The organism is Olleya sp. YS (assembly GCF_029760915.1).
Classification (GTDB): domain Bacteria; phylum Bacteroidota; class Bacteroidia; order Flavobacteriales; family Flavobacteriaceae; genus Olleya.
Genome location: NZ_CP121685.1, coordinates 1,929,022 through 1,952,258, shown reverse-complemented (window position 1 = coordinate 1,952,258; position 23,237 = coordinate 1,929,022). Strand labels below are relative to the sequence as shown.

Sequence of the window (23,237 nt, the reverse complement as noted above, 5' to 3'; positions counted from 1 at the left end):
ATATCTTAGTTTTAATAATCAGGATAACTAATTGGAATCTTACTATATCTATTTGTTAAGCTGACCCATCCTAATACTCCTCCTCTAAAGCACTTTGCAAATTGTAATGCTTAAAGTTAAATCCTGTGTCTTCAATTTTTTTAGAGCTAACACGCTGGCTTTCAAACAACAAAATATGCATCTCTCCTAAGATTAACTTCATTGCTAATTTTGGGATGTTTGGTAAAAATAATGGTCGTTTTAATTGCTTTGCAATTGCTTTAGTTAATTGCTGGTTGGTTTCTGGATTTGGTGCTACTCCGTTATACACACCTTCTAGATTTTCTTCTAAAACATGTAAAAATAGATTGGCTAAATCGGTAAGATGTATCCAAGATTGCCACTGCTTACCAGAACCAAATGCTGCTCCTGCACCAAATTTAATTGGCTTTGCCATTTCTGGAAGCGCACCTCCTTTTGCTGATAGTACTAACCCAATCCGTACTTTAGCAACATGTATATCTAACGCTTTAAAAGCATCAACCGTTTGTTCCCATTGTTCTACCACTTGTCCTAAAAATGATGTACTTACTTCTGAGTGATCTTCAGCATAATAATTAGTTAATGAGCTTGGATAAATACCTATAGCACTAGCAGACACTAGGTGTTTGACTTGATGTGATGTGTTTTGAAGGGTATTAAATAATAGCTGAGACGTTTGGGTACGACTGAGTAGAATTTCTTTTTTATAGCTTTCTGTCCAACGTTTGGAGATACTAGCACCAACTAAATGAATGATAGCCTCTACTCCATTGAGGCAATCTGTATCTATTTCATTTTTTAAAGGATTCCAGTAAAAACCTGTGTAATTTTCGTCTTTAGATAACTTGGATTTACTAGTGGTTAGATAATGTACTGCAATACCTTTAGCGTGACATTGCTTAACAATCTCGCTTCCAATTAATCCTGTTGCACCTGTAATTAGTATTCGCATTATTTTTTATTTAAAAATACGCAATAGTAGAGATTGTAGTCGAAGCTTTAAGTAAGGTTTAACACTAAATATTATAAAGCTTTAAATACTTAATTGTTTTTCACTTTTTACTACTAGTCCTTGACTGCGCGTAAAATATGTCGTTTACTTGGTGGACCAGGTAATCTGCTAACTTTAAAACCAACACTTTGCATAGCACGTCTAGCATTACCTTGAGCACAATAGGTTACTAAAACACCTTGTGGTTTTAATGCAGCATACATGATTTTAAAAATTTTGGCTGTCCATAATTCTGGTTGTGCGTCAGGACCAAACGCGTCAAAGTAAACCACATCAAATTGATTAGTTGCTGTAAGACTAAAAATATCTTGTTGACGTTTTTCTAAACTAAATTGCTTGGTTAGTTGATGCTTTTCTTGCCAAGATACTTCATGGATTTGATTGAAAATTTTTGCTTTATGTTTAGCCAATAACTGTTCTGGATAGTTTAATTTTTTGATAATACTTAAAGGCACAGGTTCGGTTTCTACACCTAAGTAGTCAATATTTACTGGCAAATTTTCAGTTTTAAGAAGTGTGTTAAAGGCATTAAGACCAGAACCAAAACCAACTTCTAAAACAGAACAGGATTGTTTTATCTCTTGCCCAATTTGTGATGACAAAACATATAACAATCCTGTGTTTATATAAACAAAATCTGACTCTTCTATTGCTCCAAATACCGAATGATAATGCGTTTTATACCTAGGATGCAGTAAGGTTGATGACCCGTCTTTTGTAATTTCTATTTTAGGTTTCACTATTTAGTTTCAACTAACAGCACACCATCTGCTTCAAATGAAAAGGTACGTTTAGGTTCTGTGATTTTTTCTACTTCCTCTTTGGTAGCTCCTTTATCTTCTGCATAATGACGTTGCTCGTCTACCGGAACTTCTTTAACATAAGCCAATCCGTTAACAATCACTTCTTGACCTGCAATGTCTTTTGGCATAAAAAAACCGTAGTCTTTAAACTTAACCATAACCTCGTTTCCATCGACTAAATCTGCTGTCATCCAACATCCTTTAGCTTGACAAACTTCTTTAACTTTTAAAGTTACTTTGGCAGGAATACTATCGCCAACATTCATGTCATTATAGTGTTTAGACATAGACACAGATGCTATTGCATCATTAGGTTGTATCTCTTTTCCAAAGGATTTGTAATCTACCTCAACGGTTTCTTTAACCATCTCGTCTTTTACAGAATCCTCTTGTTTTGTTTCATTTTTACAAGCCATTACTGACACCAATAATGCTAAAAGAATTAGATAATTTTTCATCTTTTTATTTATTATATTATGAACATCAAAGATAGTATTTTAAGGCGAATTCACTACTTTCTAATTTATAATTCTGTATTTTTGTAACCGAAAATTAACCACAATACATGGCAACTTTAACCAAAAACGATATTAAAATCACTACATGTGAAACCTCTAAAATCAAATCTATCGATTTTAGTAATCTAGCGTTTGGTCAGGTCTTTTCTGATCACATGTTAACCTGCGATTTTAAAGATGGTAAATGGCAATCGCCAGAAATTGTTCCATACGGACCATTAACCTTAGAGCCTTCCGCTAAGATTTTTCATTATGGACAATCTATTTTTGAAGGTATGAAAGCCTATAAAGATACTGATGATAACGTCTTTTTATTTAGACCAATGGACAATGTCAGACGACTAAATATCTCTGCACAGCGATTAGCTATTCCAGAATTACCAGAAGACTACTTTATGGAAGGATTAAAAGCTCTTTTAGATTTAGACAAAGAATGGATTCCGACTTCTGAAGGTAGCTCGTTATACGTTAGACCATTTGTTTTTGCAACTGGACAAGGATTTCACGCTTCTCCAGCTGACGAATATAAATTTATAATTGCAACTGCACCTTCAGGCGCTTATTTTTCTGGACAAGTTAAAGTACTCATAGAAGAAAAATACTCACGTAGTGCTAATGGTGGTGTTGGTTTTGCTAAAGCTGGTGGTAATTACGCTGGACAATTCTACCCGACACAATTGGCAAAAGACAAAGGGTATCAACAAGTAATTTGGACCGATGATACATCACATGAATATATAGAAGAAGCTGGAGCAATGAATGTTTTTGTGCGTATTAATGACACCTTATTAACATCTCCTGTAAGTGACCGTATTTTAGATGGAATTACTAGAAAAAGTATTTTAGAACTAGCAGAAACTGAAGGAATAAAAACGGAAGTAAGACAAATAAAGGTTAGCGAATTGGTTGAAGCTTCAAAAAATGGAAGCTTAAAAGAAATGTTTGGAGCAGGTACTGCTGCAGTAATCTCGCCAATATCTGGATTTGGATTTAGAGGTGAAGATTTTGAAATCCCACAACAATCCGCATCTTTTGCATCGCAATTAAAAACACGTATTATTAACATACAAACTAATAAAACTGAAGATCCATTTGGATGGCGAATGAAAGTATAGTTAGCAGTAGTCAGTCTTCAGTAAACAGTAATAGTCAAAACTTAAAAAAAGCAACCTAATAGTTGCTTTTTTTATTATAACCGAATTGACGAATCAACTTTTCTACAAATTACCTTTTTAAAATAGCCTCAATATTAGGTTTAAAGTAATTTGGTCCTTTTAGCACTTTTCCATCCTCTCTGTAAATAGGTTCTCCATCGTCTCCTAATTTACTCATATTACTGCGTTGTATTTCATTAAATACCTCTTCAATTTTATGCTGCATTCCGTGTTCTATAATGGTACCACACAATATATAAAGCATATCGCCTAAAGCATCTGCAACTTCAACTAAATCATTATTTTTAGCTGCTTCTAAATATTCTTCATTTTCTTCACGCATCAGCTCGTAGCGTAACAGGTTTTTTTCTAAACCTAAATCGGCTTTTGGTGTTTCTCTGTGACCTATTTTAAAAGCAGTATGAAAAGCTTTAACTGCGTCTATTTTATCTTGCATATAATTGTTATTTATTCCTTGATGTTAGTGACTAGTTTTATTAATTTTGCTTAAAAATAAATTATGTTTAGTAAAGGACAAATGGTTTTTGGAGTTTTATTCGCAATCGCATTTATTTTAGTGCTGATTAGAATGTACCGCAAAGATTTAAACTTACACAAAATCCATTACAAAGGTGTCCTTTGGATACTACTTGCCTTTATCGGTTTTATTGGGATGATAGTAGCTATTAAAGTATTATTTAAATAAAATTAAAAAGCCTCAATCCAAATTAGATTAAGGCTTTTTTATTCCGTACTTCGACTACGCTCAGCATAAACTCGCTGTTATAATCTTAATTATCTTCTGGTAAAAAGCTATAGTTTTTACTGTAGTCTAACATTTGTCCATCAAACGTATCTGGCTGTGTTACTTTGATTGCTGTAATCTCTCCATCATCATTTGTTTCTGCAACTAAAACTGGATTTACAAATCCACTATAAGGTGCAGATGTAAATTGTTTGTTACGTTCTAAAACTTCTGAATGAATATCCTGATTTACTTTTACACCATAGCCTTCTACTAAAGCCTCTACTGCTTTAAAATCACCTTCAGATTTAATACGTTGGGTTTCGCGTAACAACTCGCCAAACAATTCGTGTAATCTATCATAATCGTTAATATTAAAATAAGTTTTTCCATCGCGAGTTACTTTTTCGATAACATTATCTGCTTTTCCTTTTTCAAAAGCCCAAGCACTAACCCATTGTCTGTTACGCATGTGTGCTTCTTCAACATCATCACCTAAATTTAATCTAATTAATTGAGTCATTAACCCATTACGTATGTAACCATCATAAGCTGCCATTCCTATTTTTTTCCAATCGTCAACCAATCCTAATTCTTGTAATTTTGGATTGTATAAATAGTAAAGACCTACTAAATCTGCACGACCTTCTTCTAAAGTTGAGGCGTAATTTTTAAGCGTTTCTTTGGTTTCGCCAACACCAGGATTTAATTGTCCAGAAGCGTGACCAATAACTTCGTGTAATGCAGTGTGTAATTTATCTGCTTGTTGTCCGTATTTTTCTTCTAATTCATACTCTTCGTCATCATGTACAAATTCTTTTAAACGACCAGTGCTTCCAGCATTATTATAGGCATGGATGATGTTTCCTAAAGATACCGACTTACTTCCAACAGCTGCACGAATCCAGTTAGCATTAGGTAAATTAACACCAATAGGTGTGCTTGGTGAAGCGTCTCCAGCTTCTCCTGCAACGTTTACCACTTTATAGGTAACACCAACAACGTTTTTCTTTTTATGCTCGTCCATTAAAGGTGAATTATCTTCAAACCATTGTGCGTTTTCAGATAATACAGCCATTTTTTGTGACATATCAAAATCGTTGATTTGCACAATATTCTCGTAAGACCCTCTGTAACCTAATGGGTCGTTATACACTTCTATAAAACTATTAATATAATCAACATTACCTTTAGTTGCTGCAGTCCATGCCACATTGTAATCGTCCCAAGTCTGTAAATCTCCAGATTTGTAATACTTGATTAACAATCCTAGTGCATCGCCTTGTTCTTTATTTTCTGCAACGCCTTTTGCTAATTCTAACCATTTTACAATTTCGTCAATAGCAGATCCATATAAACCTCCAGATTTATAAACACGTTCTTTTAATACTCCGTTTTCTTTAACTAACTGCGAGTTTAAGCCAAATGATAATGGCTTTTCTGGGTTTGGAGATTTCATTTTAGAATAAAACGCCTCTACATCTGCATTAGTCACATTTGGACCGTAAAAATTAACTGCAGATAAACCCACATTATCTACACCCTTTGCTTGATTTACTTTTTTACTATCTGCATCGTTAAAAATAACATCAAAAGCTTCGCCAGCTAATGTTGTGTTTGTAGCAGACATAATCTCTTTTAAATAGTCTTGAGAAAATTCTGGTTTTAGCTTATCGTTAGAATAATGATGATGAATACCATTACTAAACCAAACACGCTTTAAGTAAGTAGTAAACGCCTTCCAGTTATCTGTGTTTTTATCACCTTCATAATTAGTGTATACATTTTCTAAAGCTTTTCTAATTTTTAGATTGTGTCTGTAATTTTGGTCCCACATTATGTCACGACCAGCTAATCCTGCTTCAGTTAAATAATAGACTAGTTTTTGTTCTTTTAAAGTTAAATTATCCCAACCAGGAATTTGATATCGTAAAATTTTAATATCTGCAAACTGTTCGACGTTAAAGTCAAAGTCTGTTTCGGTTTTTTTATTGTCTTCAGTTGTTGATTTATCGGTTTTATCATTACCGCAAGACAAAAATAGAGTTGCAATTAAAGCAACACTTAATACGTGTTTTATTCTCATAATTAGTTATTTTTTTTAAAGTCAATAAATATAAGAATTTAACATATTATAATTTGATTATCTTTGAAATAACTAAAATTTAATACTAAAAACATGAAATATTTAAAGTATATCTTATTTCTTCTCCTTATTGTCATTATAGCAGCTGCAATTTATATTGCTGTTCAACCAAATAGTTATTCTGTGACAAGAAGTAAAACCATACAGGCACCTGCAAGTCTTGTATATAATGAAGTTATTGATTTTAAAAATTGGCAAGATTGGAATGCTTGGGTTGAAGAAAAACCAGAAATGACCTTAACGTATCCTGAAAAAACTAGTGGTATTGATGGGTCTTATTCTTGGACAGATGATGGTGAAACTGGTAGAATGAAAACTATAGCTGCCAACCCAAATGCATCCATTACACAAGAAATGCAATTTGGAGAGTTTCCTAAATCTGACGTTATGTGGGAGTTTACTCCAAATGAAGATGGTAGCACAGAAGTAAAATGGACCATATCAGGTAAAGATTTACCTTTTGGATTCAAAGCGTTTGCAGCCTTTTCTGGAGGTATGGACAAACAAATAGGACCTTATTACGAGCGTAGTTTAGAACTTTTAGATAGAAAAGTTGTTGAAAGTATGAAACAATTTAATATTAAAGTAGATGGTATAACAGAATATGGTGGTGGATTTTACATGTATAAAACTACAGCAGCAACAGGAACAAATATTAGCGAATTAATTGGAAAACAATATGGCGAAATCATGGCATATATGGCTAAAAATAGTATAGTACAGACTGGAATGCCTTTTACTATTTATAACGAAATGAATCCTGAAACTGGTAATATAATTATGAGTCAAGCCATACCTGTGATGAATAAAATTACTGTTGAAAACGATAGTGAAGTCCTTTGTGGTTACATACCAAAAACTAAAGCTTTAAAAACAACTTTAAAAGGAAATTACACTTATTTACCTGATGCTTGGGAGGCTGCAAATAAATATATTGCTGAAAATAATCTGGAGCAATCTGATTTAGATCCATTTGAAATATATGCTAATGATCCAGGAAATGTCCCGAACCCATCCAATTGGGTAACAGAAATATATTTACCACTTAAGTAATCATTAAAAAAGCAGTTCTGGAAAGAACTGCTTTTTAGTTTAAAACTATTTGTTATTAATTATCAGACAAACAAATGTTTGGCGCAATAGCGACACCTTTGTGCATTTCTACACTATTAACAACTGTTTTTGGTTTAGCACTTAGTCTAATATTTCCACAGTTTTTAGAAGTCGATGCTGTAAACATGAAACTTCCGTTTGTAGAATCACCTGCTAAACTACTTTTTAAAACTTGATTAACATCTGTTGCAGTAGTACTTAAAGTAAAATGACTTAAATGCACTTCTTCAACTTTATAAGTTCCAGTAATTATAACTCCTTTTTTAAAGTGAGAACAATTGCCATAATTATCAATATCAAGCGTTAAAATTGGTGACTGATTATCCATTTGAATAACCTGACTATCCACTATGGCTCCTAAATGCTCTAATTCTATTAGCCATTTATTATTACCTGACAATTCAAATCTAGCAATAACGTTATAAGTGTTTTTCTTGTCACCAATGTATGTGTACTCATCTCCTGGAGCTGAAGATGTATCATAAGTTGTCATTCCTGCAACCTCATCGTAACCTTCAACTACAAAATCGTTATTAATATACTTTGTATCTCCAGTATCTAGATTGGTCGCTTTTATTTTATACTTCTGCCCTTTGTAAGTATTTGTTAAACCTTGTATAACAATCGTTCCAGCAAATGCACTATCTGCAGTTACATCATGCATATTAAATCCAAATTTACTACCACCTAAAGTCAATCCGCTACTAGTATTAATAAAATCTGTAGAGACACCTCCAACAGAAACTAATTTAGGTCCATTAGCAGTACTAGATTGTGGTTTTAACTGTACATAAGATTCGATGACATTTCCGTAATTTGAACAATTCATACCTTGTGGTGGTGTATTCCAAGATAAAATTGCTCTAACCTTTAATACTTGAGGGTTCTCGCAATCTTGCTTCAATCCCTCAAAACTATAAGGCAACACAACAGAATAATGTATTCCGTCACTAGGTATACTAGCTATATCATAAGCATTTACAAATGTAGTTCCTGCATGCTTCCATTGACAATTATCCTCGGTTTGAATCCAAAAAGACACATACTCTTTACTACCTGTACTGCATAGATTTCCACTATAACCAGATGGTTTTTTAATTTTTAAAGTTCCTACCAATGCCTCTTGATTATAGTCTGCACCAACGCACAATAATTCTTCGTAATTAGTATTACAATTTAAATTATTCCAATTCACTAAAATCTCAGGTAAATTCAAACTATTCAGCTCAAATAAATCATTGATATCAGTAAGATTAGCTAATTGGTTAGAGGACTGTACTTGTTTTAATAACTTGTGTCCAAAACGTTCAGGTCCTATGTTTTCTTTTTTATAAAGTGCATTTAATTCGGCAAAATTATAAGCTTTTGGAACTACTGCTTGTTTAGCATCTTGTAATGCATTTTTTAAATTGGGATTGATATTTACCAATTTATCAAATGAGACTGATGGATTTAAAATAGCAGTATTAAATAAATCATCCAACTGCACTAACGGAAAGTCTGGAATGAAAAATTTTAAAGGTTCAATTTGTACTTGTACATCTTTTTTATCACTCCAAACATAGGTTCCAGCTGTTAAATCTGGATCATTTGGTTCTGGTACAGAATTCCATGATAAAACCGCTCTAACTATAGGTAAATTTGGTGTGCTACAAAATTTTTTCTTTGGATTAATATTCAATCTTACCGTATAGTTAATAGGTTTTTCATTTGTATTACTACAATCTTTTTCAGTTGGGATATCATGTACATTTACACCTACATAACCCATGTCTTCCCAACCATTCCCATCTTGGTAATCCATATAAAACCTAACGTATTCAAAAGATCCATTAGTACATAAACCTCCTGAATAACCAGTTGCTCGTTTAATATTTATAGTTGCTGTTAACTGCTTAAAGGTAGGATTGTAACCTACACAGCCTAAAGACTCATAAGTGGTATTAAACTGTTGTTTAAAAAAGTTTAATGATGTTTTTAATTTAAGTTTAGATAGTCCTTTGTTTTTCATTGTTAAAAAGGGTCTAAACTCTTCTCTTGCAACCAAAAGTTGCTTTTCATTTAGTTTTTCCATGATTATAGAATTTATAATAGCGCACTTACTCTTTTTTGGCTTTTCAGTTTCCGCCAAACAAATCAATTATATTGTGTATTTGATAACCTTTAATAGGTTTAAAATGAATAGGTTAACAATTAAATTGTTAAATTTTAGCAACTAAGCGATAGCTAAAGAATAGTGTTATTAAAAAATTGAATTATATTGTAATCTGTAGAATTATCAACTAAAAGAAAGTCCCATACATAAGGGACGTACATATGAAGCAACTTGTATTAGTTTTTATAGGTGGAGGCTTTGGAAGCGTCCTTAGGTATATATTAGGTAAGTCTTTAAATAGCTCTGAAAATGGTATTCCTTACGGAACCTTTTTAGCTAACGTTTTAGGAAGTTTATTAATAGGAATTATTTTAGGTATAGCTCTAAAAAACAATACGCTAACAAATAACCAAACAGTATTATTAGCAACAGGATTTTGTGGTGGATTCACCACGTTTTCTACGTTTGCTTATGAAAATCATGTGTTTTTAAAAGCAGGAGATTTTACCAGCTTTGCGTTTTATACAATTGCAAGTTTTGTATTAGGGTTTCTAGCTGTATTTTTAGGATTATGGCTAGCTAAGCAATTTTAGTGGTCATCATACTTTTTAACTCCTGCTTCAATAGCAACGTATAATCTATTTTCATCTGGTACAATTGGGCAAGAATACTTTTTATTATAAGCACAATAAGGGTTATAAGCATTATTGAAATCTATAACCATCTTGTTGTTTTCTGGTAATTTGACCTCGATATAGCGACCACCTTTATAGCTTTCTTCTCCATTAGTATTATCCATGAAGGGTAAAAATAAGGCTTCTTCTTCGCCTAATTGCTTAACCGCTTCTAGATTTTGATAAACGTTAAGTTTTAATTCTTTTCCTTTCAACGTAAATGTTACCTCACCATACTTAACATAATCTACTAATCGGTCTGTGGTAGTTTTCATTTTAAAAGAGGCTTCATTTGGTGTTCTTTTAAACAAAGCAGTCACGATATATGTACTATCAAACTTAAAAAAATCTAAGCCTCTAAAGTCTTTGCGGTCTTGATCTGTTAATGGTGATTTTGCTGCATCTTTAAACTTTGCATTCATTTCACGTTGATGCTCAGTCTCACCTAATAATGGTAATTTGTCTTGCGCACAGCTAAAAGTACTGATAATTAAAAAAAAGAAAATTAAGACTCTCATGTTGGATTATTTGTTATAAAAAATTCAATAATTTAATATCAAAAATACAACTTATTAAAAAAATTGTTTAGCTTTGACTACACAATTTAAGAGAAAATGAATTTAGTCATTACAAATAATAAGCAATATACCACGTGTAGAGATACAGGTTGGACGCCTTATATTTTGTGATGATATAAATATCAATTAATACAATATAAAAAGTCCAACTTCTACGTTGGACTTTTTTATTTTGTTAATAATCATAATAAAATTATCCAACTCAAATAGAATTTAAGGCTATGTAAAAAAACATTAATACCAAACCAACCAATGAAAACGCTATTTAAAAACTACTTTAATTCTTTTAATGGATTATCATCAGAAATCTGGTGGCTAGCACTAATCACACTAATTAATAGAGCAGGTACAATGGTAATCCCTTTTTTATCAATCTACCTTAATGAAGATTTAGGTATAACTAAATCTAATATTGGATGGATTATGTCATGCTTTGGTCTTGGATCTCTAGTAGGTACTTGGTTTGGAGGAAAGCTAACAGACGTATTTGGTTATTACAAAATTATGGTCATCAGTTTGTTATCTACAGGGTTTTTATTTATAGGATTACAATATTTAACAACGTTTAAATCTTTATGCATAGGTGTATTTCTAACTATGTGTGTTGCAGACATGTTTAGACCTGCTTCTTTTGTAGCTATGAGTGCTTACAGTAAGCCAGAAAACAAAACACGAAGTGTTACACTAATAAGACTAGCTATTAATCTTGGTTTCTCAGCTGGTCCTGCTATTGGAGGTTTAATAATAACAAAGTTAAGTTACTCTGGCTTGTTTTGGGTAGATGGTGTAACTTGTATTTTAGCGACAATAGTAATGTTTTACGTTTTAAATCCAAAAAAGGCTAAAATACAGGATGATATTATGGTTGAAAATCCTGAGTCCGCTTATAAAGACAAGTCGTTTTTAATATTTTTTGTGGCTATGATTTTATTTGCAATTGTCTTTTTTCAATATTTTTCAGCCATGCCAATATATTACAGAGAGGCACATCAATTAAGTGAACTTGAAGTTGGACTATTACTAGGTGCAAACGGATTATTTATATTCCTATTTGAAATGCCTTTAATTAAGTGGTTAGAAAAAACAAAAAATACTAAAGTTGGTCTTATTCTATTTGGTGCATTTTTAACCACAATAAGTTTACTAATCCTAAACTTTACAGGTTGGTCAGGCATATTAATTATGGGAATGTTTTTAATGACTGTTGGAGAAATGATTGCTTTCCCGTTTGCGCATAGATTTGCATTAGATAGAGCAAAAAAAGGAAATCAAGGAGAATATATGGCCATGTATGCTATGGCGTTTTCGGTAGGAAGCATTTTTGGACATAATGTTGGTCTACAATTAGCAGAAAAATTAGGCTTTGACAATACATGGTTTATTATGACTATTCTAGGAATGGTCTGTGTTGCACTGTTATTTTTCTTAAAAACATACGTTAAAAAAGAATACAAATGAATTTAAATCAAGTTACCATATCCTCAAAAAATGTACATAAATCAGTAGCATTTTATAAACTTTTAGGGCTTAAACTTATTGTTGATGCCTTACCACGATATGCTCGATTTGAGTGTCCTGATGGAGAAGCTACATTTTCCATTCATTTAAATAAAGCTATGCAAACCAATAACAACACTACTATTTATTTTGAAGATGAAGATTTAGATAATTTAGTTTTAAAACTTAAACAAAAAGGACTTATTTTTATCTCAGAACCTACAGATCAATCGTGGTTATGGCGTGAAGCCAACTTGGAAGATCCTGACGGAAATACCATTAAACTATATAAAGCTGGCGTAAACAGAAAAAATCCACCTTGGCGAATAAATTAAAAACAATGAAACACTTAATATACATTTTAACCTTTACTCTACTATTAAACTGTAATTCTGATAATAAAAGAGTAGAAAAACAGTTCCCAAAGCTGGAGTCCAACCGTTACAATGTAGCTTTTCTAATTATGGATGGCACTTACAATACCGAGTTAACTGCTCCTTTCGACATCTTTCAGCACACCATTTTTAGAGAGAAAATTAAAGCAATGAATGTCTTTACTGTTGCCAATACGGATGAAGCCATTACCTCTTTTGAAGGGATGCGCATCTTACCTGATTACAATTATGTTACTGATGATTTACCTAAAATTGATATCCTTGTTGTACCAAGTGCAGAACACCATTTAGATACCGATTTAGAAGACAAAGCTATGATAGAATTTGTTCAAAAAGTGGATAAAGAAGCGGTTTTTGTAACTTCACATTGTGATGGTGCATTTGTACTAGCAAAAGCAGGTGTATTGGACAATTCTGTGTCTACTACTTTTCCAAGTGATGTAGATGCTATGCGCACCATGTTTCCAGAATTGGATATTAGAAAAGATGTTCTCTTTGTTCACGATGGTAAATACATCACCTCTGCTGGTGGTGCTAAAAGTTTTGAGGCTGCTTTATATTTGTGTGAACACCTTTACGGAAAAGAAATTACTCAATCTTTAGCTGGTGGATTGGTTATTGACTGGAACTTGGAAGAAGTTCCACACCTAGTGATTGAAAAATAATTTATTATTTAACTTCTACAATTCTTGCATTAAACATAAACCAGTCTTGAAAAGCTTTTATTTTAGAATTAAAGGTTTCGGAGAAAATAACAAACTGTGCTTTTGGCGCACTTTCACTTAATCTTAAAATATAATTATGGTAGTTGTTTCTGGTAACAAAATCGGCATCATGAATAATAAATAATTTTAATTCTCCAGAATGCACACTATTTAAATGGTACAGTTTGCTTAATCGTTTTGGTGTAGCAATTAAAATATCAACTCCATAGTAAATTTCTTCACGTTGTTTTTCTAAATCACTTTCTTCATAAGCACAATAAATACGTAAATCTGTATTTTTTGTAAATACTTCAAAGCGTTCTTTTAAATCCAATGTTGTTTGTCTGTCTTTTGCAATAATTAAAGCTCTTGGAGAATCTTCAAAAGCTGCTGCATCTAATTTTTGAATGGTGCTAATAACCATTGCAGTAGTTTTACCACATCCTTTTGGACCAATTGCATACACATCACTTCCTCCTTTTATTAAAGGCATCACTTGTTTTTGAAACGCATTAGTGGTAGCAAAACCTACATTTTCAATTGATTCTTTTAATAATGGATGGTATTTTTTGAAAGACATTTCTTATTATTTATCACGAAATTACGCATTATAATATTGATACAAAAAAACACCAAAAACATAATGCTTTTGGTGAGATTTTATTTATGAAATCCTTCGATCCCTATAGCTATCGGGACGCTCAGGATAGGTGATTCATATACTTTAATTGTTAATGAGATCCCAAAACTAGTTTGGGATAAGTGATTCGCACAATTTTTCTGAAAAAGAAAAATTGGCTCTCTGCTTACATGTTGCGTCTATACTGTCCGCCTACTTCAAATAATGCTGAAGTGATTTCACCTAAACTACATACTTTACAAACATCCATCAACGCTTCAAAAATATTCTCGTTATTGATTGCTTTTTTCTGAAGGTCTTTCAATAAAGCTTTTGTATCATTCGCTTTATGCAAATTCTCTAAAGTTTTAATTTGAAACTGCTTTTCTTCTTCTGTTGCTCTAATAACTTCCGCAGGAATAACAGTTGGTGAGCCTTTAGAACTTAAAAATGTGTTTACGCCAATTATTGGGAAGTCTCCATTATGTTTTAATGTTTCGTAATACAAACTTTCTTCTTGTATTTTACTACGTTGGTACATGGTTTCCATAGCACCAAGTACACCTCCTCGTTCTGTGATACGATCAAATTCTAACAAGACTGCTTCTTCGACTAAATCGGTTAATTCTTCAATAATAAACGACCCTTGAATTGGATTTTCGTTTTTATTTAAACCTAATTCTTTATTAATAATAAGTTGAATCGCCATAGCACGTCTAACCGATTCTTCAGTTGGTGTCGTAATGGCTTCATCGTATGCATTGGTGTGTAATGAGTTACAGTTATCGTAAATCGCATATAATGCTTGAAGCGTAGTACGTATGTCGTTAAAGTCAATTTCTTGAGCGTGTAAGCTTCGTCCTGACGTTTGAATATGGTACTTCAACATTTGCGCTCTTGCATTTGCACCATATTTGTGCTTCATGGCTTTTGCCCAAATTTTACGTGCTACTCTACCAATTACTGCGTATTCTGGATCGATTCCGTTTGAGAAAAAGAAGGATAAGTTTGGTCCAAACTTATTAATATCCATTCCGCGACTTAAATAATATTCCACGTAAGTGAAACCATTAGATAATGTCAAGGCTAATTGTGTAATTGGATTGGCTCCTGCTTCAGCAATATGGTATCCAGAAATAGACACCGAATAGAAATTACGCACATTATTGTCAATAAAATACTCTTGTACATCTCCCATTAAACGTAGCGCAAATTCAGTTGAAAATATACAGGTATTTTGTGCTTGGTCTTCTTTTAAAATATCGGCTTGTACTGTTCCTCTTACTTGGGCTATTGTATTTTTTTTAATGTCTGCATAGACCTCTGCTGGTAATACTTGGTCACCTGTCACACCTAAAAGCATTAAACCTAAACCATTATTCCCTTCTGGTAAATCACCATTATAAGATGGACGTTCTTTGTCTTTATATAGTTTAGCAATTTTAGCTTCTACTTCTTTTTCTAGACCATTTTCTTTGATATACATCTCACATTGTTGGTCGATTGCAGCATTCATAAAAAAGCCTAGCAACATTGGTGCTGGACCATTAATAGTCATACTTACCGATGTCATAACATTAGCTAAATCAAAACCAGAATATAGTTTTTTAGCGTCATCTAAACAGCAAATACTTACACCAGCATTACCAATTTTACCATAGATGTCTGGACGTAAATCTGGATCGTTTCCGTAAAGCGTCACACTGTCAAAAGCAGTGGATAAACGCTTAGCTGGTAAACCAGCACTAACGTAATGAAAACGTCTGTTGGTACGTTCTGGTCCACCTTCTCCTGCAAACATACGTGCTGGATCTTCTCCTGTACGTTTAAATGGATATAAACCAGAGGTGTATGGAAACTCACCTGGCACATTTTCTTGTAATGTCCATTGCAATAAATCTCCCCAGGCTTGATACTTTGGTAAGGCTACTTTTGGTATTTGTAAATGAGAAAGTGACTCGGTATGGGTTTCAATCTTTATTTCTTTATCTCTTACTTTAAAGCTGTAGATTGGATTTTTATACTTGTTTACTTTCTCATCCCAACCTGTAATCACTTCCCAATAGTAAGGATCTAAGTTTAGTTTTACGCGATCAAATTCTGAAATAAGAAGTTTAACAAAATCGGTGTTGTCATCCTGAACTTGTTTCAGTATCTCATCACTATTTAATCCATGTTTGTCTAAAAGAGACGTCTCGACTGCGCTCGACGAGACATTAAGTACTGAACCTAATGTTTTGTATATTCCGTATAGTTTTTGGGCTACCTCAACTTGTTCTGTTGCTTTTTTATCGTATGCACGATTATTTTCAGCAATTTCAGATAAGTAACGTGTACGACTTGGAGGAATGACGAAAATCTTCTCGCTCATCTCATCAGAAATATGAAAAGTTGATTTTAAATCAGCGTCTGTTCTCTCTACCAACTTATCCATAATCGCTTTATAAAGCGTATTCATTCCTGGATCGTTAAATTGCGAAGCAATCGTCCCAAAAACAGGTAAATTTTCTTGTGGAACATCCCATAGATTATTATTACGCATGTACTGCTTTTTAACATCGCGCAACGCATCTAGAGATCCACGTTTGTCAAATTTATTGATGGCCACTAAATCTGCAAAATCAAGCATGTCGATTTTTTCTAATTGTGTAGCAGCACCAAATTCTGGTGTCATAACGTACAAGGACACGTCACTATGCTCTATAATCTCTGTATCAGACTGTCCAATTCCAGAAGTCTCTAAAATAATTAAATCGTATTCTGCAGCTTTTAAAACTTCAATAGCTTCATGTACATATTTTGATAACGCCAAGTTAGATTGTCTTGTCGCCAAACTACGCATATACACTCTTGGTGAGTTTATTGCATTCATACGGATTCTATCACCTAAAAGTGCACCACCTGTTTTACGTTTTGAAGGGTCTACAGACACTAAACCTATTGTTTTTTCTGGAAAATCGATTAAAAAACGTCTAACCAATTCATCTACTAGACTAGATTTACCTGCTCCACCAGTACCTGTAATTCCTAAAACTGGTGTTTTAGATGTTTCATTTTTTTTATGAATTTTGTCTAAAGTGTCTTTTGCTACTTCTGGAAAATTTTCGGCAGAAGAAATAACTCTTGCAATCGCTTTTGGATTTTTTGTTGGAAGCTCATCAATTTCGCCATTCAAAACATCACCCACTGCAAAATCAGATTGCTTAACCAAATCGTTAATCATACCTTGTAATCCCATTGCACGACCATCATCTGGCGAATAGATACGAGCAATACCATAATCCATTAACTCTTTAATTTCAGAAGGTAATATTACACCTCCACCTCCACCAAAAATCTTGATATGTCCTGCACCACGCTCTTGAAGTAAATCATGCATGTATTTAAAATACTCGTTATGTCCTCCTTGATAAGAAGTTAAACATATAGCATTTACATCTTCTTGAATAGCAGTATTTACAACCTCATCTACACTTCTGTCATGTCCTAAATGAATTACTTCTACACCAGTTGCTTGGATAATTCGTCTCATAATATTTATAGACGCATCATGACCATCAAACAGTGATGCTGCAGTAACAATTCTTACTTTATGTTTTGGCTTATAAGGAGTTGCTTGTATCATTCTTAAAATATAATCTATTTTGAGGTCGCAATTTACGAAATATTCAAAAAAAATGCTTGATAATACGTAATTATCTAAAAGTTTTGGAGTAGTCCATTTTCGGTACTATTTAGATTAAATTAGTAGAGCTATTACTTAAAATTTTATTGAAAGGGAATCAAATATGAAAAAAATAACCTTACTAATTAATTGTAAAGACCAATCTGGTATTATTGCTAATGTCACAAATTTTATTGCTAATAACCATGGTAATATTGTTTACATAGATCAACATGTCGATAGAGAACAAAATATCTTTTTTATGCGTTTAGAAAGTGAGTTTAAGAATGACACCTTCACCATGGAGTCTTTTAAAACTAATTTTAAAACAGACTTAGCAAAAACATTTGAAATGAAATGGCGTGTATATACTTCTGAAGACATCCCGAAAATGGCTTTGTTTGTCTCTAAATATGATCATTGTTTGTACGATATTTTAGGAAGATATAATTCTGGAGAATTAGATGTAGAAATCCCTTTTATTGTAAGCAATCATAATAATTTAAAACCTATAGCTAATAGCTTTAATATTCCATTTTACCACATTCCTGTAACTAAAGACACTAAAGCTGAGGCTGAAGACCAACAATTAGAATTGTGTAAAACATTTGGTGTCGATTTTATTGTGCTTGCACGTTACATGCAAATAGTATCAAACAAAATTATTAGTCAGTTTCCTAATAAGGTAATTAACATTCATCATTCTTTTTTACCAGCATTTGTTGGTGCAAAACCTTACCATTCTGCTTATAAACGAGGTGTTAAAATTATAGGTGCTACTAGCCACTATGTTACAGAAGAATTAGATGCTGGACCAATCATAGAACAAGATGTCACAAGAGTCTCTCATACTCATGCTATTGGTGATTTGATAGCCAAAGGACGAGATTTGGAAAAAATAGTATTAGCTAATGCCATTAAACTTCATATTAAACGAAAAGTAATGGTTTATAATAATAAAACTGTTATTTTCTCATAGTTAGAGGTATATTTACTACTTTAAAACATTCAACATGAAAAAAATTTTAACCCTTTTAGTTATATTAAATGTTACTGCTTGTGCAGAATTACGAGACGTTGTTAATCAATTACCTCAAGGAGGTGGAGTAAGCGAATTAGATATTGCTAACGGATTGCGCGAAGCTCTAGATTTAGGAATCGATAAACAAGTTTCTAAATTAACCCAGACAGACGGTTTTTTTAAAAACGAATTGGTTAAGATTTTACTACCTGAAGAATTACAAAAAGTAGACAAAGCGTTAAGAGATATAGGATTAGGTAATTTGGCTGATGAAGGTTTAAAAGTATTAAACAGAGCAGCTGAAGATGCTGTTGGAGAAGCTACACCTATTTTTGTAAATGCAGTTAAAGATATTACATTTACTGATGCTAAAAATATACTATTAGGCAATAATGATGCTGCAACAAACTATTTAAAATCTAAAACAGAGACAGCTTTATATAACAAGTTTAATCCAATCATCAAAGCATCGTTTAGTAAAGTTGGTGCTGACCAAATTTGGGAGAATTTAATTAATAGATACAATACCATACCGTTTACTAATAATGTTAATCCAGATTTAACAGATTATGTTACTAGTGAAGCTTTAAAAGGTGTATACACTATGATTGCTGTCGAGGAGCAAGATATAAGAACAAAAGTTAGCTCTAGAGCAACAGATTTGCTCAAAAAAGTATTTGCTTTACAGGACTAGTTATTTTCTTTTATACAACCCATCAAAAGCAACAACAACTTCTGTGTTATTTGTTGTGGTTTCCCAAAGTTGACGTACAGAACCATCTTGGTTTAGTGTCCACGTCACACGATGAAAATAAGGGTTGCCATCCTTATTGAGTTCTGTATCAGATTGTAAAATCATTTGGTTTCCGGTCCTGTTTCCTTTTAGATGCAAAGTACCACCTTGATTGTCTATCCAAATTTGTTCCCACTGACCAGTTTTTGCATTGTAAAAATTCTGACTTGTACCAGTATAATTACCTTTAGCACTCACCCAATCTTCTAAAAGTATACAATTATCTTGAATTTTTATTATAGTATTATGGCCTGCTAAAGTCCCATCTGGATTAGTAACTTGCCATTCTCCTATCCAAAAATCAAATGCTTCATGCTGATCTGTACAACATGCACAATCATTATTTTGTGATATTGCATTAAAGGATATACATGCAAGAATTAATATGATAGCGTGTTTCATTCTATTATAAGATTAGTTATAAAGCTATTAAATTTAAATAACTTAATGAAAGCTTAATAATTAAATAATATGGTTCACTTCACTTTTTAGCATTTTTACTGTGTAAAAGGGTTTAAGTCCTTTTCTTATATTAAGAGTTAGTTTATTAGAGCCTATTTTTAAAATTTAAGAATAGGCTTTTGTGTATTTAAGATTTTTTTTTGAAAAATTATTTTTTTTATTTAAATAAAAAAAGTAATTTAATTTACTCAAAATCAACCCATAAGACCATGAGTCGTAGAGACAAACTAAAACAGCACCAACATAAATTAAACAAACGCTACAAACAACTTGTAGAACACGCTTATAACCTACGCCAAACTGATCATGAAGCTAGTGATGTATCAGAATACAGAGCTATTAAGCTTTTAGATAAGCTAAACAAACTAAAATATTTAGTTAGAGAACAATCACAACCGCTCTCTTAATTGTTTAAAGTAGCTAAATGCCTTAGTTAATCTAGACCCATACCAAGAAAAATATTCTCCATTAACAAATATAGTTTTAGCGTGATGGCTATGTCTTCCTACTTCAAACGCGTGTTCTTCTTTAAAAGGATAAGGCTCGCTGGACAATAAGATAATTTCTGGATCACCTTCTACTCTTAACTTTGTAATATCTATTTCCGGATAGCGTTCTTGATTATTGTAGATGTTATTAAATTTATTCAATTCTAAAAGATAATTAATAAACGTATTATTAGCAGCTACCATCCAAGGGTTTCGCCAAATAAAATAAGCGGTTTTTAATGTTGGCTTATCTTTTATATAATTTTGAAAATCTTTTAAATTAAATTCAATTTTGTCTTTTATTTTCTGTGCATTAATACGTTTATTAAAGAGCTGTCCATATTGAGAAATCAATTCTAAGCAGTCATTAATAGTAATAATATCTGAAACATGAATATGACAAATCTCTTGACAAGCTTCTACAATTTCTTTTGTATTTTCTTCTTTATTACACAAAATTATATCAGGTTGTAAAGCTTTGATTTTTTCGACATTAATTTGCTTTGTACCACCAACAATTATCTTTGTACTTTTAAAATGAAAAGGGTGTACACAGAATTTTGTAATACCAACTACAGCATCTTCTAATCCTAAATCAAAGAGCAATTCGGTTTGAGAAGGGACTAATGAGATGATTCGTTTTGGAGTCGAATTAAGTAAAATAATATTCCCTATTTGGTCTTTTAATTGCATATGAAATTGCTTCACTTTGCTCGGAATGACGATTACTTATTAAGTATCTCCTCCATTTGCTGCTGCAAAGCTTCAGCATTATTAGCTGCAGCTTGAGCAAAATCGTCTTGATTTGAAGCGTAAATAATCCCTCTAGAAGAATTGATTAGTAATCCAACATTGTCATTCATACCATATTTACAAACCTCTTGTAGGTTTCCGCCTTGAGCACCTACTCCTGGCACGAGTAAAAAGCTATTAGGAATAATTTTTCTGATGTCAGAAAAAAATTCTGCTTTAGTCGCACCAACAACATACATTAAATTTTCAGAATTCTGGTAAGTTTTAGACGTTTCTAGTACTTGTTTATATAACTCTTTTCCGTCAATAGATTTTGTCTGAAAATCAAATGCACCAGCATTTGATGTTAAGGCTAACAATATGGTGTGCTTGTTTTTAAACGCTAAAAAAGGCTCGACAGAATCTTTACCCATATAAGGTGCAACAGTAACACTATCAAACGCTAAATCCTCAAAAAAGGCTTTGGCATACATGGTACTAGTATTACCAATATCTCCACGTTTAGCGTCAGCAATCGTAAAAATGTCTGGATGGTTTTTGTTTAGATATTGAATTGTTTTTTCTAACGCTTTCCAACCTTTAATTCCATAAGCTTCATAAAACGCAGTATTAGGTTTATAAGCCACACATAAATGATGTGTCGCATCAATGATGGCTTTATTAAATTCAAAAATAGGATCTTCGGTATCTAAAAGATGTTTTGGAATTTTATTTAAATCGACATCCAATCCTATACATAAAAAGGATTTCTTTTTTTTGATTTGGTCAGTTAGTTGTTCTGTTGTCATGATATAAAAAAAGCCTCAAAAAAGAGGCTTAGTATTAAATATGTTCGTCACTAGCTTTTAGTTTTTCAGTATTTTCAGCTAGTTGTAACTCGTCTATAATTTTTTGGATATCTCCATTAACAATATTAGATAAATCGTATAATGTTAATCCAATTCTATGATCAGTTACACGTCCTTGTGGATAGTTATACGTTCTAATTTTAGCACTTCTATCACCAGAGGTTACCATTGTACCACGCAACGCTGCATCTTCTTCCATTTTTTTAGCCAGTTCTAAATCGTAAAGTCTAGAACGTAATACTTTAAAGGCCTTTTCTTTGTTTTTATGTTGCGACTTCTGATCCTGACATTGAGCCACTAAACCTGTTGGAATGTGCGTTAAACGTACTGCTGAGTAAGTTGTGTTTACTGACTGTCCTCCAGGTCCAGATGAACAGAAAAAGTCAATACGTACATCCTTAGGGTTGATTTCTACATCAAACTCTTCTGCTTCTGGAAATACCATTACGGTTGCAGCACTTGTATGTACACGACCTTGGGTTTCGGTTTGAGGGACACGCTGTACACGATGTACACCTGCTTCAAATTTTAATGTTCCGTAAACATCTTCTCCAGAGACTTCAAACTGAATTTCTTTAAATCCTCCATTAGTACCTTCACTATAATCTACTGTGTCTACTTTCCATCCTCGACCTTCGCAATACTTAGTATACATTCTAAACAAATCTCCTGCAAAAATACTAGCTTCATCTCCTCCTGTTCCTGCACGTAACTCGACAACAGCATTTTTAGTATCTTGAGGGTCTTTAGGTATTAATAGTAGTCTGATTTCTTCTTCAAGCTTTGGAATACCTTCTTTAGCTTCGTCATATTGCATTTTAGCCATTTCTACCATTTCTGGGTCACTACCATCTGCAATAATCTCTTCAGCTTCCTTTAAATTTTCTGTAAACTCTATATATTGCTCACGCTTGTCCATTAACAAACGTAAGTCTTTATACTCTTTATTTAGTTCCACATAACGTTTTTGATCAGTTATAATATCTGGTTGGATTATTAAATCACTAACCTCATCAAATCGTTGTTTTACTATTTGTAATTTTTCTAACATTTAACTTTCAAAATTGTGAAACAAAAATACGATAATTAATGAATTTGCAATGCTTTTAAATATAAACTATATGATTAGAAATT

At 32.6% G+C, this 23,237-nt stretch carries 22 protein-coding genes; 9 read left to right on the top strand and 13 right to left on the bottom strand.

Annotation, left to right across the window (positions count from 1 at the left end):
* Positions 1-70 precede the first annotated feature (70 nt).
* The 3 genes from Ollyesu_RS08925 to Ollyesu_RS08915 form a co-directional block, all read right to left on the bottom strand.
* The gene (locus Ollyesu_RS08925; RefSeq protein ID WP_279300876.1) at positions 71-973 is read right to left on the bottom strand and encodes a TIGR01777 family oxidoreductase; all 903 of its coding nucleotides are present in this window, start codon (positions 971-973) and stop codon (positions 71-73) included.
* A 113-nt stretch (positions 974-1,086) separates the two neighbouring features.
* Complete coding sequence (gene mnmD, locus Ollyesu_RS08920; RefSeq protein ID WP_279300875.1) at positions 1,087-1,773, bottom strand: tRNA (5-methylaminomethyl-2-thiouridine)(34)-methyltransferase MnmD; 687 nt, start codon at positions 1,771-1,773, stop codon at positions 1,087-1,089.
* A complete protein-coding gene (locus Ollyesu_RS08915; RefSeq protein ID WP_279300874.1) occupies positions 1,773-2,294 on the bottom strand; it encodes a DUF4920 domain-containing protein in 522 nt (173 codons plus the stop codon). Before Ollyesu_RS08915 ends, mnmD begins: the two co-directional genes overlap by 1 nt.
* Positions 2,295-2,401: 107 nt before the next feature.
* On the opposite strand from Ollyesu_RS08915, the gene Ollyesu_RS08910 reads away from it, so the two are divergent.
* Positions 2,402-3,469: a branched-chain amino acid aminotransferase gene (locus tag Ollyesu_RS08910; protein ID WP_279300873.1), complete on the top strand. Its 1,068-nt coding sequence runs from the start codon at positions 2,402-2,404 to the stop codon at positions 3,467-3,469.
* A 109-nt stretch (positions 3,470-3,578) separates the two neighbouring features.
* Here the strand turns inward: Ollyesu_RS08910 and Ollyesu_RS08905 are convergent, their stop codons facing one another.
* Both Ollyesu_RS08905 and Ollyesu_RS08895 read right to left on the bottom strand, forming a co-directional pair.
* A complete protein-coding gene (locus Ollyesu_RS08905; protein ID WP_279300872.1) occupies positions 3,579-3,965 on the bottom strand; it encodes a nucleoside triphosphate pyrophosphohydrolase family protein in 387 nt (128 codons plus the stop codon).
* Between the two features lie 334 nt (positions 3,966-4,299).
* Entirely contained in the window at positions 4,300-6,339 is a 2,040-nt protein-coding gene (locus Ollyesu_RS08895; RefSeq protein WP_279300871.1) for a dihydrofolate reductase, read from the bottom strand.
* Positions 6,340-6,432: 93 nt separating this feature from the next.
* On the opposite strand from Ollyesu_RS08895, the gene Ollyesu_RS08890 reads away from it, so the two are divergent.
* On the top strand, positions 6,433-7,452 hold the full coding sequence (locus tag Ollyesu_RS08890; protein ID WP_279300870.1) for a GyrI-like domain-containing protein: 1,020 nt from the start codon (positions 6,433-6,435) through the stop codon (positions 7,450-7,452).
* Positions 7,453-7,507: 55 nt separating this feature from the next.
* Here Ollyesu_RS08890 and Ollyesu_RS08885 read toward each other — a convergent pair whose 3' ends face one another.
* Positions 7,508-9,586 (bottom strand): hypothetical protein, encoded by a 2,079-nt coding sequence (locus Ollyesu_RS08885; RefSeq protein ID WP_279300869.1) that lies wholly within the window; start codon positions 9,584-9,586, stop codon positions 7,508-7,510.
* Between the two features lie 242 nt (positions 9,587-9,828).
* Here Ollyesu_RS08885 and crcB point away from each other — a divergent pair, with 242 nt between their 5' ends.
* On the top strand, positions 9,829-10,200 hold the full coding sequence (gene crcB / locus Ollyesu_RS08880; RefSeq protein WP_279300868.1) for a fluoride efflux transporter CrcB: 372 nt from the start codon (positions 9,829-9,831) through the stop codon (positions 10,198-10,200).
* On the opposite strand, the gene Ollyesu_RS08875 is transcribed toward crcB, so the two are convergent.
* Positions 10,197-10,799: a DUF1684 domain-containing protein gene (locus Ollyesu_RS08875; RefSeq protein WP_279300867.1), complete on the bottom strand. Its 603-nt coding sequence runs from the start codon at positions 10,797-10,799 to the stop codon at positions 10,197-10,199. The genes crcB and Ollyesu_RS08875 overlap by 4 nt on opposite strands.
* A 312-nt stretch (positions 10,800-11,111) precedes the next feature.
* Here Ollyesu_RS08875 and Ollyesu_RS08870 point away from each other — a divergent pair, with 312 nt between their 5' ends.
* From Ollyesu_RS08870 to Ollyesu_RS08860, 3 genes are read left to right on the top strand one after another with little or no spacing between them, the layout of a single operon-like run.
* The gene (locus Ollyesu_RS08870; RefSeq protein ID WP_279300866.1) at positions 11,112-12,317 is read left to right on the top strand and encodes an MFS transporter; all 1,206 of its coding nucleotides are present in this window, start codon (positions 11,112-11,114) and stop codon (positions 12,315-12,317) included.
* The gene (locus Ollyesu_RS08865; RefSeq protein ID WP_279300865.1) at positions 12,314-12,691 is read left to right on the top strand and encodes a VOC family protein; all 378 of its coding nucleotides are present in this window, start codon (positions 12,314-12,316) and stop codon (positions 12,689-12,691) included. The genes Ollyesu_RS08870 and Ollyesu_RS08865 overlap by 4 nt, the downstream gene beginning before the upstream one ends.
* A 5-nt stretch (positions 12,692-12,696) precedes the next feature.
* Positions 12,697-13,416: a DJ-1/PfpI family protein gene (locus tag Ollyesu_RS08860; protein WP_279300864.1), complete on the top strand. Its 720-nt coding sequence runs from the start codon at positions 12,697-12,699 to the stop codon at positions 13,414-13,416.
* 4 nt (positions 13,417-13,420) lie between these two features.
* Here Ollyesu_RS08860 and Ollyesu_RS08855 read toward each other — a convergent pair whose 3' ends face one another.
* Together Ollyesu_RS08855 and Ollyesu_RS08850 are read right to left on the bottom strand one after the other, a co-directional pair.
* A complete protein-coding gene (locus Ollyesu_RS08855) occupies positions 13,421-14,035 on the bottom strand; it encodes a DEAD/DEAH box helicase (protein ID WP_279300863.1) in 615 nt (204 codons plus the stop codon).
* 226 nt (positions 14,036-14,261) lie between these two features.
* Positions 14,262-17,699 (bottom strand): methylmalonyl-CoA mutase family protein, encoded by a 3,438-nt coding sequence (locus Ollyesu_RS08850; RefSeq protein WP_279300862.1) that lies wholly within the window; start codon positions 17,697-17,699, stop codon positions 14,262-14,264.
* Positions 17,700-17,862: 163 nt separating this feature from the next.
* On the opposite strand from Ollyesu_RS08850, the gene purU reads away from it, so the two are divergent.
* On the top strand, positions 17,863-18,717 hold the full coding sequence (gene purU, locus Ollyesu_RS08845; RefSeq protein WP_279300861.1) for a formyltetrahydrofolate deformylase: 855 nt from the start codon (positions 17,863-17,865) through the stop codon (positions 18,715-18,717).
* Positions 18,718-18,751: 34 nt separating this feature from the next.
* Positions 18,752-19,453, top strand: a complete 702-nt coding sequence (locus tag Ollyesu_RS08840) for a DUF4197 domain-containing protein (RefSeq protein ID WP_279300860.1) — start codon at positions 18,752-18,754, stop codon at positions 19,451-19,453.
* Here Ollyesu_RS08840 and Ollyesu_RS08835 read toward each other — a convergent pair whose 3' ends face one another.
* Entirely contained in the window at positions 19,454-19,954 is a 501-nt protein-coding gene (locus tag Ollyesu_RS08835) for a hypothetical protein (protein WP_279300859.1), read from the bottom strand.
* Between the two features lie 269 nt (positions 19,955-20,223).
* Here Ollyesu_RS08835 and Ollyesu_RS08830 point away from each other — a divergent pair, with 269 nt between their 5' ends.
* Positions 20,224-20,421 (top strand): Lacal_2735 family protein, encoded by a 198-nt coding sequence (locus Ollyesu_RS08830; protein WP_279300858.1) that lies wholly within the window; start codon positions 20,224-20,226, stop codon positions 20,419-20,421.
* On the opposite strand, the gene Ollyesu_RS08825 is transcribed toward Ollyesu_RS08830, so the two are convergent.
* Genes Ollyesu_RS08825 through prfA form a run of 3 tightly spaced genes read right to left on the bottom strand, consistent with a single transcriptional unit; the run spans position 20,404 to position 23,154 of the window.
* Positions 20,404-21,195 (bottom strand): helical backbone metal receptor, encoded by a 792-nt coding sequence (locus Ollyesu_RS08825; protein WP_279300857.1) that lies wholly within the window; start codon positions 21,193-21,195, stop codon positions 20,404-20,406. The genes Ollyesu_RS08830 and Ollyesu_RS08825 overlap by 18 nt on opposite strands.
* Before the next feature lie 32 nt (positions 21,196-21,227).
* On the bottom strand, positions 21,228-22,043 hold the full coding sequence (gene pyrF, locus Ollyesu_RS08820; protein ID WP_279300856.1) for an orotidine-5'-phosphate decarboxylase: 816 nt from the start codon (positions 22,041-22,043) through the stop codon (positions 21,228-21,230).
* A 34-nt stretch (positions 22,044-22,077) separates the two neighbouring features.
* The gene (gene prfA / locus Ollyesu_RS08815) at positions 22,078-23,154 is read right to left on the bottom strand and encodes a peptide chain release factor 1 (RefSeq protein ID WP_279300855.1); all 1,077 of its coding nucleotides are present in this window, start codon (positions 23,152-23,154) and stop codon (positions 22,078-22,080) included.
* Positions 23,155-23,237 lie beyond the last annotated feature (83 nt).